At 70.8% G+C, this 13,550-nt stretch carries 9 protein-coding genes; 6 read left to right on the forward strand and 3 right to left on the reverse strand.

What is annotated here, in order from left to right:
- Positions 1 to 3 precede the first annotated feature (3 nt).
- Positions 4 to 1,830: an endonuclease/exonuclease/phosphatase family protein gene (locus AQJ27_RS08900; RefSeq protein WP_067364287.1), complete on the reverse strand. Its 1,827-nt coding sequence runs from the start codon at positions 1,828 to 1,830 to the stop codon at positions 4 to 6.
- Between the two features lie 659 nt (positions 1,831 to 2,489).
- On the opposite strand from AQJ27_RS08900, the gene AQJ27_RS08905 reads away from it, so the two are divergent.
- The 5 genes from AQJ27_RS08905 to AQJ27_RS08925 all read left to right on the forward strand — a co-directional run bounded on the left by AQJ27_RS08905 (position 2,490) and on the right by AQJ27_RS08925 (position 9,944).
- Positions 2,490 to 3,917, forward strand: a complete 1,428-nt coding sequence (locus AQJ27_RS08905; protein ID WP_067364289.1) for a hypothetical protein — start codon at positions 2,490 to 2,492, stop codon at positions 3,915 to 3,917.
- A 743-nt stretch (positions 3,918 to 4,660) separates the two neighbouring features.
- Positions 4,661 to 6,115, forward strand: coding sequence for an alkaline phosphatase PhoX (locus AQJ27_RS08910; RefSeq protein WP_067364291.1), 1,455 nt, complete (start codon positions 4,661 to 4,663; stop codon positions 6,113 to 6,115).
- A gap of 480 nt (positions 6,116 to 6,595) precedes the next feature.
- Entirely contained in the window at positions 6,596 to 8,179 is a 1,584-nt protein-coding gene (locus AQJ27_RS08915) for a TROVE domain-containing protein (RefSeq protein WP_067364294.1), read from the forward strand.
- 84 nt (positions 8,180 to 8,263) lie between these two features.
- Entirely contained in the window at positions 8,264 to 8,914 is a 651-nt protein-coding gene (locus AQJ27_RS08920; protein WP_067364297.1) for a GntR family transcriptional regulator, read from the forward strand.
- Between the two features lie 13 nt (positions 8,915 to 8,927).
- Complete coding sequence (locus AQJ27_RS08925) at positions 8,928 to 9,944, forward strand: 1-aminocyclopropane-1-carboxylate deaminase (protein WP_067364300.1); 1,017 nt, start codon at positions 8,928 to 8,930, stop codon at positions 9,942 to 9,944.
- Positions 9,945 to 9,991: 47 nt separating this feature from the next.
- Here AQJ27_RS08925 and AQJ27_RS08930 read toward each other — a convergent pair whose 3' ends face one another.
- Positions 9,992 to 11,443 carry an MFS transporter gene (locus tag AQJ27_RS08930; protein ID WP_096239787.1) on the reverse strand — a complete coding sequence of 484 codons (1,452 nt, stop codon included), beginning with the start codon at positions 11,441 to 11,443 and terminating at the stop codon, positions 9,992 to 9,994.
- A gap of 137 nt (positions 11,444 to 11,580) precedes the next feature.
- On the opposite strand from AQJ27_RS08930, the gene AQJ27_RS08935 reads away from it, so the two are divergent.
- Positions 11,581 to 12,147, forward strand: a complete 567-nt coding sequence (locus AQJ27_RS08935; RefSeq protein WP_067364309.1) for a TetR/AcrR family transcriptional regulator — start codon at positions 11,581 to 11,583, stop codon at positions 12,145 to 12,147.
- Positions 12,148 to 12,330: 183 nt separating this feature from the next.
- Here the strand turns inward: AQJ27_RS08935 and AQJ27_RS08940 are convergent, their stop codons facing one another.
- Entirely contained in the window at positions 12,331 to 13,539 is a 1,209-nt protein-coding gene (locus tag AQJ27_RS08940) for a TerD family protein (RefSeq protein ID WP_067364311.1), read from the reverse strand.
- Positions 13,540 to 13,550: the final 11 nt, after the last annotated feature.

Genomic DNA, 13,550 nt, shown 5'->3' on the forward strand with positions numbered 1-13,550 from the left:
GGCCTACGGCCGGAACCGCAGTACCTGCGGGTCGTGGTCGCTGATCTGGTCGGAGAACTCCGAGTTGACGTGCACGCTGTCGTAGTCGAAGTCGCAGCCCTTGCGAATCGACGGGCTGACCAGGATCTGGTCCAGGACCTGCTGGTTGCCCTGGTAGTCGTACGTGTAACGCTCGCTCTTCGGCAGCGACTTGATCGCCGACCAGAGCTCGCCGTCACCCTCGAGGATCTTGGTGGTGTCCGAGAACTCGAAGTCGTTCATGTCACCGAGGGCGAGCACGTCGGCGTTCTTCTGCGCCTTGAGGATCTCGGTGACGAAGGAGTTCACCGCCGTCGCCTGCAGATGACGCTGGGTCTCCGAGCTGCGGGCCGGGGGCTGGTACTGCGCGGTCAGTCCCTGGTCACCGCCCTTGGAGTTGAGGTGGTTGGCGATCACGAAGACCGTCTTGCCACGGAAGACGAACTCGCCGGCCAGCGGCTTGCGGCTGGACGTCCAGGCCGTGTTGGCCGGGTCGATCCGGCCGGGGGAGGCCGTCAGCTGGGCCTTGCCGTGCACCTTGGTGACACCGACGGGGGTCGTCGAGTCGCCGCCCGCGCGGTCGGTGAAGGAGACCCGCTCGGGGTTGAACAGGAAGACCTGGCGGATGTTGCCGCCGGGCTCGCCGCCGTCCTTGTCGTTGACCGGGTCGATGGAACGCCAGTCGTACTTCGGGCCGCCCGCCGCGACGATCGCGTCGATCAGCTTGGTGACCGTCTGGTCGGCGGCGACCGTGCCGTCGTCCGTCGCGCCGTTGTTGTCCTGGATCTCCTCCAGGGACACGATGTCGGGCGACTGGAGGTTGTTCACGATCGCGGCCGCGTGGGCGGCGAACGTGCCGTCGCCCGGGTCCAGGTTCTCGACGTTGTACGTCGCCACGGCCAGCTCGCCGCGCGACTGCTTGCGGGTCGTCTCGCGCTTCAGGTCGCCCTTCTCCAGGGTGCCCAACTGGCTCGCGACGAGCGTGTAGCCGCCGAACTGGTTGTAGTCGAGCGGGCCCGCGGTGGTGCCGGCGAGCTTGTCGCCGACGTTCGCGACGGGGAAGTCGGCGGTCGAGCCGAGGGACTGGATCTGCAGGCGTCCGGTGTTCTGCGAGGTGTACGCGCCGTAGATCGTGCCGCCGCGGCGGGTGACGTTCTCGTGCGGCTTCACCGTGACCCACAGCTCGCTGTACGGGTCGGTGGCGGTGACCACGCGGGTGTCGGCGACCTGGACGTTCATGCCCTCGAGGGACTCGTAGTAGTCCAGGGCGTACTTCTTCGGCTCCAGGGTGAGCGCGTTGATCGAGCCGCTCGCGGCCGTGTCACCGGCGGGGGCGTAGGCGGCCGGCACGGAACGGCTGTTGATGACCGTGGGCGCGGGGACCGCGTTGCCGGACGACAGCACCGTGATCGTCGGCTTGGTGATCTCCGTCAGCGACTGGTTGCCGGAGGAGGCGCCGCCGGGCACGTACTCCGAGACGGTGCCGGTGACGGTGACCGAGTCGCCGACGGCGACCTTCGGGGTGGAGCTGGTGAAGACGAAGACGCCCTCACTGGTGGCCGGGTCGGTGTCCGGGGTCGGGTCCTGGATCCAGAAACCCCGGGACGAGCCGTAGGTCCGCAGGGCCGTGACGATGCCCGCCACGTCCGTGACCTTCTGGCCCGCGTAGGGGGACGTCCGGGTGGTGCCCTGGATGTCGTGGATGTGGACGGTGTCCGCGTGGGCGGGTGCGGTCAGCACCACGGCGGAGACGGTGGAACAGACCGCGGCTACGGTCAGCGCGCCGATGCGCGCGGTTCTCTTGCTCGGCAAGGGAATCCCTCCGGGGACTTACATGAGCGCCGGGACGAGGGTGGAGCGTGTGGTGGTAGCGCGACCTGTGTGCGGGTCGGTGACGCGCGTAGAAGCTGGTGAGACGGGTGCCCCTCTGAACTTCTACGCGCGTCAATCTCGTGTGTGGGAAGGGGAGTTGTCAAGGATGGAGTGATGTACAACTCCTGACAGGGACATGAACCGGGCGGCATGGGTGGAAATCCGTCTAGGCTGAGCCGTGGACGCGGCTTTCCGGTGTGGCGTCCGGATCCTCGGGTCCGGGGGCGGTCCGCGGGCGCGACGGATGTCCTGCGGGACGATGTCCTTACGGAGTCGGGCGTCCTGCTGGGCTCTGGTGGGCGTTCTGCCGGGGCCGGGTGATGCGTTGCCGGGCCCTGGTGGGTGCGGTGTGCCGCCGGATACGGGGGTGCGCTGCCGGGCCCGGTGGGTGTGCTGCCGGGCCCGGTGGGTGGTCTGCCGGACCCCGGTGGATGTCACGCTTGTTCCGCTGGTCATGCTTGTACTGCTTGTACTGCTTGTACTGCGTTTCCTGCTTGTCATGCTTGGTTGGTCCCGCCGGTCGGGTCGCCCGGTTCCGCTCGTTCGGACCGTTCGATCCCGCTGTTCGGGTCCTGATTGTTCGGAGGAGAACCCAGCCGATGTCAGAGAGCTCCCCCTTGCCGCCGGTGCGGCTGACTTCCGAAGCGGAGCTGGCGCGGGACGCGCTCGCCACACCGCTGTTCTCCCGCGCCGCACGGCTGGCCCGCTGGGCCGGCCCGGACACGCGGGTCGGTGCCGGGGGCGAACTCGTCGAGGAACAGCTTCCCGGGGCGGCCGACGCGCTCGGGCTCACCGACGACGACGCGGCGGCGACGGCCAGTGAGGCCTGGCGGGTGGCCGTCGACACCGGGCTCGTCGAGATCGTGGACGAGGAGGAGGGCACGGTCGCCGCGGGCGCGGACCTCGCGCTGCTCACCTCCGGAGCGCCGCAGGACGTCCTCGCGGTGTGGCTCACCGCCCTGGAGACCGTACTGGCCGACGCGAGCGTGCCCGACCTCGACGAACTCGTCGACGCGATGGACGGCGGCGGGGAGATCGACTTCTCCTCGCTGGACTGGGATCCCGAGGCCGAGGCCGAGTTCCTGGACGGAGTGCTCGGCAATCTGTACCTGCTGACCGTGAGCGAGGGCGGGGCCGGCGAAAGCCCCGTACCGCTGCCGGCCCTCGCCGCGTCCATGATCGTGCCCGACGACATGGGGGAGCCCACCAACGACGTACTGGAGCAGGTGTCGGACGCGATGATGCGGCTCGACGACCAGTTCCGGCTGCTCGAACCCGTCGGCCTCGTCGACTTCCAGCCGGTCGACGAGACGCTGATGGCGGACACCGACGAGGAGTCCTCGGGCGGCGCCGACGAGGCCGACGTGTCGCGGTACGGGATGGTACGGCTGACACCGCTCGGCCTGTACGGGCTGCGGGCGCGGCTGCTGGAGTCCGGCCTCTCCGCCCCCGCGGTGGGCGACCTGGCGGACAAGGGCGCGGACGCGCTGCTGGACGGCACCGCCGACTTCCCGCCGACCGCCGCCCGGGCCGAGACCGAGCAGTGGCTCGCCCGGCGTGAACCCCTGGCCGCCGCACGGGAGTTGCTCGCCGCGGCGCGCGGTGGCGACGTCGGGGCGCCGCTGCGCCGGCTGCACTGTCAGCAGGCGCTCTCGCTCGTCGGCCTGGAGGCCGAGCCCGCGCTGCGCGAGGTCCTCGACGACGCCGAGCTGGGCGGACTCGCCCGGGTCTGGCTCTCCGAACACGGCGCCGCCAACGTGCCCCCGCCGTCCGAGGCGATGATCTTCTGGCTCACCATCGACACGATCGCCGCGCAGCTCGCCGCCGAGGGCAACTCCACCGAGCTGCAGGGACTTGTCGAGGGCCTCGCCCAGCAGCACGGCAGTTTCTTCGCCGCGGCCTGGCGCGTCGACCATCCGGCCACCCCGGACGTCCTGGAGGCGATGGGCCGCCTCCACCCCGACAAGAAGGTCGCCAAGGAGGCCCGCAAGGCCGCGTTCAAGGCTCGCTCACAGCAAGGGGGTTGAGCGGGCCGGGGCGGGTCGAGGGGCTTCCCTTGCCCCTCGGCCCCGAGGGGGCGCTCGTTCCTCGGTCCCGAGGAGGCGCCCGCTCCCCGGCCCTGGTGGGCTTCGCCCGTTCTCCAGCCTCGGAGGGGCGCGCGTCCCCGGCCGCGGAGGGGCTTGGCCCCGGGGGCACCCGTTCCCCGGCCCCGATGGGGGGCTTCGCCCGATCCCCGGCTCCCAGGAGGGGCGCTTCCCCGGCGGCGGGGGCTTCGCCATCCCTCGGCCTCCGTGGGGTGTCGCCTGTTCCCCGGTCCCGAGGGGGGTGCTCGTTCCTCGGCCCTGGTGGGCTTCGCCCGTTCTCCAGCCTCGGGAGGGGCGCGCTTCCCCGGCCGCGGGGGGGCTTCGCCTAGTCCTCGGCCCCGGTGGGGGTGTCGCTTGTTCCCCGGTCCCGAGGGGGCGTCCGTTCTCCGGCCCCGGGGGCTTCCCTCGTCCCCCGGCCTCGGTAGTGGCGCTCGTTCCCGGTCCTGGAGGGCTCCGCCCGTTCCCCGGCCCCGGGAGCGGCACTCGTCCCCGGCTCCGGAGGGCTCTCCCCGTTCCCTGGTCGGGAGGACTTTTGGGCCCTGTGGCCGAGTCCTTACGGATTCATGGAACCGAGTGCGGTGAAGTCGCCCGGTGTTCAACCGGCGTTCAGGCGTGGGCGGGACGGTGTGGCCGCAATGCCCTCGGCCACCCTCCACGGTCATCCTCCACCGTCACGGGAGACACCCATGTCGCTCACCCGCAGGGACTTCGCCGGTCGATCCGCGCTGACCGGCGCCGGTATCGTCCTGGCCGGCAGTGTCGGCACCCTCGCCACCGCTCCGAACGCCCTCGCGTCCACCGACACCGAGAGCGTGGGGGAGGACGGCAAGCCGACGGACCGGCACGGCGGAGTCGGATACGGACCGCTGGTCCCGGACCCGAAGGGCCTGCTCGCGCTGCCCGCCGGATTCTCCTACCGCGTCATCACCTACAGCGGCCGTACCAAGCTGGACTCGGGTGAGTTCACGCCGTCCAACCACGACGGCACCTCCACCTTCGACGGGCCGCGCGGCGCCACCCTCCTCGTCAACAACCACGAGCTCAAGGGCCCCCGCGCCGACTGGAAGTACCCCGTGCCGCTCACCGAGGGCCTGGTCTACGACCCGGGCGCGTCCGGCGGCTGCACGGTCGTCGAGGTGCGCCACGACAAGGTCGCCGAGTGGGTCGGCGTCGCGGGCACCTCCACCAACTGCGCGGGCGGCAACACCCCTTGGGACACCTGGCTCACCTGCGAGGAGACCGAGGACAAGGCCGGCCAGAACGGCATGACCAAGGACCACGGCTACGTCTTCGAGGTCGACCCGGTCGACCGCCGTCGCAACCGGAACCCCAAGCCGATCAAGGCACTCGGCCGGTACGCCCACGAGGCCGTCGTCGTCGACCCCAAGCGCGGCCGCCTCTACCTCACCGAGGACGCCTCGGGCCCCAACGGCCTCCTCTACCGCTGGACGCCCCCGCAGGGCTTCGAGCACGGCCACGGACAGCTCTCCACCCTCGCCGCAGACGCCGGCGCCCTCCAGGCCTTCAAGTGCTTCGACTCCGGCGGTCGGTTCATCGACGACCTCTCCCGCGCCACCAGGATCGGCACGGTGTACGGCGTGGACTGGGTCGACGTCCCGGACCGTGACGCGAAGACCGTCTCCGTCCGCAAGCAGTTCACCGACGGCCAGGTCACCCGCGCCCGCAAGCTCGAAGGCATGTGGTGGGGCGACGGCGGCGTCTACATCGTCTCCTCCTACGCCCGCACCGAGAGCCCCGGCCAGGCCCACGACGGAGCCGTCTGGTTCTACGACCCCAAGCGACGCACCCTGACCCTCAAGGTCCTGCTCGGCGTGAACCCCGACCCGTCCAAGGACGGCGCCTTCGACGGCCCCGACAACATCACCGTCTCCCCGTACGGCGGCCTCGTCATCGCCGAGGACGGCGAGGGCGTCCAGCACCTCTTCGGTGCCACCGACAGCGGCCGTACCTACCCGATCGCCCGCAACGAACTGAACATCGGGACCGAAGCCGAGCCGGCCTACAGCGAGTTCACCGGCGTCACCTTCTCGCCCGACGGCCGGACCCTCTTCGCCAACATCCAGGAACCGGGCATCATGCTCGCCATCACAGGGCCCTGGAAGCGCCAGAAGCGCGGGTAGTTAATTCAATGGCTCGAACCGCGGCCGCCCTCCTAAAGTGATGCATGTCCAGGTGCGAAGGCAGGACCTACTTCCACTGATAATGGGGCGGCCGCGGGTTCGAGTCCCGCCACCGGTACAACGCGCCGGTGTAGCTCAGGGGTTAGAGCACCTACGTCGGTTCCGCCGGCCTTGAACTCTGGACACCACAACTTCATGCACCTCCCGGTGCGCGGGCTGCGGCTACTTCTCTTTCAAAGAATCCACGCCGCCGCCGACTTGATCTCGGGAGGCGCAGCTCATGGTGGGTGCCCGGTGCGCAGGCAACGGATACTTCATTGGATCGGACGGTTGCGGGTTCAAGTCCCGTCATCGACTTCGGGTCGGTGTAGCTCAATTGGGTAGAGCATCTGGCTAAGTCCGTCGCCGACCCCTGAACTCGGGCCCCCTCCATTTGCTGTGCCTCCCTCCGAAATACTCATGAATTCGGGGGAATTCATCATGGCGCGATTCAACACCAAGGCGGCCAAGGCGCAGCCCACTTCCCGTGTGACGTCGACCGGCCGCGTGCTGCGTACCCACCAGGGCGGCCGCGGTCAGGAGCGTGACGCGCGCTCCGAGCTCTTCCTGCTGGCCATCGCCAACTTCGTCTCGCAGAACACCTTCTACGAGACCGGCGAGGCCCGCGACGACCGGTTCGCCGCGCTCGTGCGCGAGCTCGCCGTCGCCGACCCCTCGTGGACGGCCGCCCTGCTGGGCTGGCTGCGCGGCGAGGGCAACCTGCGGACGGCCTCGCTCGTGGGCGCCGCCGAGTACGTGAAGGCACGCCTCGACGCGGGCGCCACCGACGGCCCGGCCAACCGCCAGGTCATCGCCTCCGTGCTGCGCCGCCCGGACGAGCCCGGCGAGCTGCTCGCCTACTGGACCTCCCGGTACGGCCGCAACGTGCCCAAGCCCGTCAAGCGGGGCATCGCCGACGCCGTACGCCGGCTCTACGGCGAGAAGTCGCTGCTGAAGTACGACACGGCGGCCAAGGGCTACCGCTTCGGCGACATCCTCAACCTGGTGCACGCTGCGCCCGACCCGGCGAAGCCGTGGCAGGGCGACCTGTTCCAGTACGCCCTCGACCGGCGTCACCACCCGGACACGGCCGTGGTGCCCAAGTCGCTGCCCGTCGTGGTGGCCCACCGCGACCTGATGGCGCTGCGGCCCGCCAAGCGGCGCAAGGTCGTGACCGGCGCGCACGGTGCGCGGCGCCTCGCGGAGGCGGGGATGACCTGGGAGGCACTGGCCGGCTGGCTCCAGGGCCCGATGGACAAGGCGGCCTGGGAGGCCGTCATCCCGTCCATGGGCGCGATGGCGCTCGTACGCAACCTGCGCAACTTCGACGAGGCGGGAGTGAGCGACGAGGTGGCGGCTCAGGTCGCCGCCAGGATCAGCGATCCGGCGGAGGTGGCGCGCTCGCGGCAGTTCCCCTTCCGCTACCTCGCCGCGTACCAGCACGCGCCCTCGCTGCGCTGGTCGTACCCGCTGGAGCAGGCGCTCGGCCACTCGCTGGCGAACGTGCCCGCGCTGCCCGGACGCACGCTCGTGCTCGTCGACCGGTCCGGCTCGATGTTCTACTCGCGGCTGTCGGAGCGCTCGGAGCTCAACCGGGCCGACGCGGCGGCGATCTTCGGCACGGCGCTCGCGCTGCGGGCGGCGGACGCGGATCTCGTCGAGTTCGGCACGAGCAGCAACCGGGTGAAGTTCAAGAAGGGCGAGTCGGTGCTGAAGGTGCTGGAGCGCTTCGGCGACCTCGGCGGCACCAACACGAGCGAGGCGGTGCGCGCGCACTACAGGAAGCACGACCGGGTGCTCATCGTCACCGACGAGCAGGCCACCTACAGCCACTACGGCGACCCGACCGAGCAGGTCCCGGCGCACGTCCCGGTCTACACCTGGAACCTGGCCGGCTACCGGGCGGGCCACGGCCCCTCCGGCAACGCCAACCGGCACACCTTCGGGGGCCTGTCCGACGCCGCTTTCCGGATGGTTCCCCTGCTGGAGTCGGCACGCGACGCCGACTGGCCGTGGGCCGGATAGCCGATCGCGCGTGAGTGCGGCCCGTACTTCGGTACGGGCCGCACTCTTGTGCGCAGCGGGAACTGATATCTAACATTTCAGTTCATGGAGGCGATACGACCCGTGCGTCGGACCCTGCTGAGGGACCGCGCGTACGAAGCGATACGGGACGCCATCGTGGCCGGTGAGCTCGCACCGGGCGCGGTGGTGCGCGACGCCGGGCTCGCCGAGCTGCTCGGGCTGTCGCGGGCGCCGGTGCGCGAGGCCTTCTCCCGGCTGGTCGACGAGGGGCTGCTGGAGTCCAAGCCGCAGAGCTACACGCGGGTGACCCCCCTGGTGACCGCCGATGTGCGGGACGCCGCGGCCGTGGTCGGCGCCATGCACGAGCTGGCCGCGCGCGCGGCGGTCCCCCGGCTGGAAGCGCCGCACATCGAGGTGATGCGCGAGGCCAACGTGCGCTTCGCGGACGCTGTGCGCGCCGGTGACGTGGACGCCGCTCTGACGGCCGACGACGAGTTGCACGACGTACTGGTGCGGGTGAGCGGCAACCGTGCCGCCGCCGCCACCGTCGCCCGCTACACCCCGCTGATCCGCCGTCTGGAACGGCGCCGCTTCGGTGAGGGCGGCAACTGCCGTTCGGCGGGCCTGCACGACGAGCTGATCGACGCCTGCGCCGAACGGGACGTGGCCGCCGCCGTCCGCGTCACCGCGGAGATCTGGGGCGCTCTCGAAGACCTGGCCGATGTCGAACCCTGATGCGGGAGGACCCATGTCCCTTTCCTCGTACGAGCGTTACCCCCTGCTCTTCGGGCCCTCGCCCGTGCATCCGCTGGAGCGCCTGACGAAGCACCTCGGCGGTGCCTGCCTGTGGGCCAAGCGGGAGGACTGCAACTCCGGTGTCGCCTACGGCGGGAACAAGACCCGCAAGCTGGAGTACCTCGTCGCCGACGCGCTCGCCCAGGGCTGCGACACCCTCGTCTCGATCGGTGGCGTGCAGTCCAACCACACCCGCCAGGTCGCGGCCGTCGCCGCCCGCGCGGGGCTCAAGTGCGTGCTCGTGCAGGAGAGTTGGGTGGAGTGGCCCGACTCCGTGTACGACAAGGTCGGCAACATCCTCATCAGCCGCCTCGCCGGCGCCGACGTACGGCTCGTGCGGGCCGGGTTCGGGATCGGTTTCAAGGAGAGCTGGGAGCAGGCACTGCGGGAGGTCGAGGAGGGCGGCGGCAAGCCGTACGCCATTCCGGCGGGGGCGTCGGACCATCCGCTGGGAGGCCTGGGGTTCGCCGGGTGGGCCTATGAAGTGGCTGAGCAGGAGGCCGAGTTGGGCGTCTTCTTCGACACCGTCGTGGTCTGCTCGGTGACCGGGTCGACTCAGGCGGGCATGGTCGCCGGGTTCGCGGCCCTGGAGGAGGCGGGCGGGCGGCCGCGGCGCGTCCTCGGGATCGACGCGTCGGCGGCACCCGCCCGCACCCGTGAGCAGATCGCGCGGATCGCGCACGGCACCGGGCAGCTCATCGGCGTACGGAAGGAGTTGACGGAGGCGGACGTCGAGCTGGACGAGCGCTATCACGCGGGCACGTACGGGATTCCGGACGAGGCCACGCTGGAGGCGATGCGGCTCGCGGCGCGTACCGAGGGGATGGTCACCGACCCCGTCTACGAGGGCAAGTCGATGGCCGGGATGGTGGACCTGGTGGCGCGGGGGGAGATCGGGCGGGAGTCCACCGTGCTCTATGCCCACCTGGGCGGACAGCCGGCGCTCAACGCGTACAGCGCGTTGTTCTAGGTGGTGGGTTTCTTCAGGCGGTCGGTTCCTTTGGGCGGCGGATCTCCTCAGGCGGTGTGCTTCGGCCGGGTGTCGGTGATCACGAACGCCGACACCAGCAGGGCGGTCAGCGCGATCAGCGAGCCGATGCCGAACGCGCGGGCCGCACCCTCGGTGAGGATGTCGGACGGGGAGCCGTGCGCGTGCCGGGCCGCCGTGCCGAAGACCGTGACCAGGATGGAGAGGCCGAGGGTGCCGCCGAGCCACTGCAGGGTCTGCAGCAGGCCGGAGGCGGCGCCCGCCTCCCGTGGCTCGATGCCCGCGAGGATCGTCGCGTTGAGCGGCATGAAACTGAGGCCGACGCCCACGCCCATCAGCACCAGCGGGCCGAACAGGCCGGTGAGGTAGCCGTCGTCGGGTCGCAGCCGCCACAGCCATGCGGCCGCGACGACGAGCAGGGCCATACCGGTGAGCAGCACCGGCTTGGCGCCGAGCCGCGCGAGCAGCCGGGGCACGAAGCGTACGACCGTGAACATCGCCAGGGTCATGGGCAGGAAGGCGAATCCCGCGCGGAGCGGGCTGTACCCCAGGACCTGCTGGCAGATCAGGGTGAGGAAGTAGAACGCGCCGAACATGCCCGCGGGCAGCAGCAGTACGCCCGCGTAGCCGCCCGCGCGGTTGCGGCTGGTGAACAGGCGCAGCGGCATGATCGGTTGGTCCGCGCGGGACTCGATCAGCGTGAAGCCCACCAGCAGCGCCGCCGCCGAACTGAAGCCCAGCAGCGCCTGGGTGTCGGACCAGCCCTCTTCCGAGACCCGGATGAACGCGTACACCAGCGAGGTCATCCCGGCCGTGCCGGCGAGTGCCCCCGCCGCGTCGAACCGGCCCGCGTGGCGCGGGGTCTCGGTGACGAAGCGGGGCAGGGCGACGGCGACCGCGATGCCGATCGGTACGTTGATCAGCAGGGCCCAGCGCCAGGACGCCCAGGAGGTGAGCATGCCGCCGAGGACCAGGCCGATGGAGGCGCCGATGCCCGCCATCGACGCGTAGATGCCCAGGGCGTGGTGGCGGCGCGGGCCGTCGGGGAAGTTCGTGGTGATCAGTGCGAGGGTGCTGGGCGCGGTGAGGGCGGCGCCGACGCCCTGGAGGGCGCGGGCGGCGAGCAGCCAGGCGCTTTCGGTGGCGAGCCCGCCGAGCAGGGAGGATCCGGCGAAGAGCAGGACGCCGATGGTCAGGGTGCGGCGGCGGCCCGCGATGTCGCCGACCCGGCCGCCGAGCAGGAGCAGGCCGCCGAAGGTGAGGGTGTACGCGTTGAGTACCCAGGACAGTCCGGTCGGGCTGAAGTGCAGGTCCTTCTGGATGTCGGGCAGTGCGACATTGACGACTGTGGAGTCCACGCCGACCATCAGGTAGGCGGTGACGATGACGAACAGGACGGCGCCGAGCCTGGCGGGTCGGGGTGGTGCGGAGAGAGCGTCGGTGGTGGTGGGTGGTGCGGACGGGGTAGACGAGGTGGACACGGTGTTCTCCCGGTCTGGCGTCCCCGGACGAAGGTGCACACGGGCAGCACGGACTGCCCGCGAGATAAGCGGGGACTGTCTCCGTTTAACCCTCGCTAAGATACGGAGGGGGTCCCCGGTTCGCAAGGAGTATCTGAATGACGCAGGTCAAGCCCATGCGCGCGGACGCTCGGCGCAACTACGACCGGTTGCTGAAGGTGGCGGCCGAGGCGTTCGCCGAGCACGGGGAAGGCGCGTCGCTCGACGACATCGCCAAGCGGGCGGGCGTCGGGTCCGGCACGCTGTACCGGCACTTCCCGACGCGGCAGGCGCTGCTGGAGGCGGCGTACGTCGACCGGATCGAGGCGCTCGGGGCGCGAGCCGACGAGATCGCCAAGGAGCTGCCCCCGGGTGAGGCGCTGGCGGAGTGGCTCTACGAGCTGTGTGTCGGCACGATCCAGGTACGCGGAATGAAGGCCCTGCTGGGCTCGGCCGTCACGGACGGCAGCAAGGCCGCGCTCACGGCCTGCGGCACTTCCATGAAGGGGGCGGCGCAGCGGCTGGTCGAGGCGGCGCAGCGGGAGGGAACCCTGCGCCACGACATCGAGCCGATCGAGGTACTGCGGCTGGCCCACGGGGTTTCCACGGCCTCGGAGCTGGCGAACGGTCAGGGCAAGCAGATCCGCCGGTATCTGTCCCTGCTGACGGACGGGCTGCGGCCGTAGCGGCGCTGTGCTGTCCGGTGGTGCGCCGTCCGCCGGTGGTGGGTCGGGGCCGTGTCGGTACGTCGAGCCCGTCGCCGCTGGATCAGACGTGGGCCGGGCAACGGAGCCGCTGCTCGATCCGAACGTGAGCGACGGGCTTGCGACGTACCGCCACGGCCCCTTCGGAGGGTGGGCGGCCGCGGGTCAGAGGGACTGGGCCGCGGGCTTCACCATGCCGCGGACCGTGCGGGACTTCACGAAGTCGCCCATCGCCGTCATCTCCCACTCGCCGGAGAACTGCTTGATCAACTTCGCCATCATCACGCCCGTTTGCGGCTCGGCGCCGGTGAGGTCGAAGCGGACCAGTTCCTCGCCGGTGGCGGCGTCCAGGAGACGGCAGTAGGCCTTGGCGACCTCGGTGAACTTCTGGCCAGAGAAGGAGTTGACCGTGAAGACGAGGCCGGTCGCCTCCTGAGGGATGCGGCCGAGGTCGACCACGATCACCTCGTCGTCACCGCCGCCCTCGCCCGTGAGGTTGTCGCCGGAGTGCTTGATCGCGCCGTTCAGGATGGACAGCTTGCCGAAGTAGCAGCTGTCGATGTGGTTGCGCTGCGGGCCGTAGGCGATGACCGAGGCGTCCAGGTCGATGTCCTTGCCGCGGAACGCGGGCTCCCAGCCGAGGCCCATCTTGACCTGGGAGAGCAGCGGGCGGCCGCCCTTGACCAGGGAGACCGTCTGGTTCTTCTGGAGGCTGACGCGGCCCTTGTCGAGGTTGATCTTCCCGGCGCCGATCGGCGGTGCGGCGGGCGGGGCCGGGGGTGCGGCGGGTGCCGGGGGTGCCACCGGGGCCTGCATCGCCGGGGCGGGCGGGGCGACGGGGGCCGGCGCCTGCACCGGCGGGGCCACCGGCGCCGGGGCCGGTTCCTCCACCGAGACGCCGAAGTCCGTGGCGATGCCCGCGAGGCCGTTCGCGTACCCCTGGCCGACCGCGCGGGCCTTCCAGGCGCCGTTGCGGAGATAGATCTCCACGACCACCAGTGCCGTCTCGGTGCCGAGCTGCGGGGGCGTGAACGAGCCCAGGACGCTGTTGTCGTCCGCGTTGCGGATCGTGGCCGTCGGTTCGATGCCCTGGAAGGTCTGGCCCGCGGCGTCCGGGCTCGCGGTGACCACGATCTTCTCGATGCCCGGCGGGACGGCGCCGGTGTCGACGGTGATCGCGTCGGGTGCCGTACCGCCGCCCGAGCGGTACGTCACGCCCGGTCCCGTCGGCTGGTTGTAGAAGATGAAGTCGTCGTCGGAGCGCACCTTGCCGTCGGCGGTGAGCAGCAGGCCCGATACGTCGAGCCGCACCGGGGCGGCGACGTCCACCGTCACGCGCGCGGCGGAGAGAGGGATGTTCGAGCCGGGGGTCATAGCTGTCATGC

Source organism: Streptomyces olivochromogenes, assembly GCF_001514115.1.
GTDB lineage: Bacteria > Actinomycetota > Actinomycetes > Streptomycetales > Streptomycetaceae > Streptomyces > Streptomyces olivochromogenes.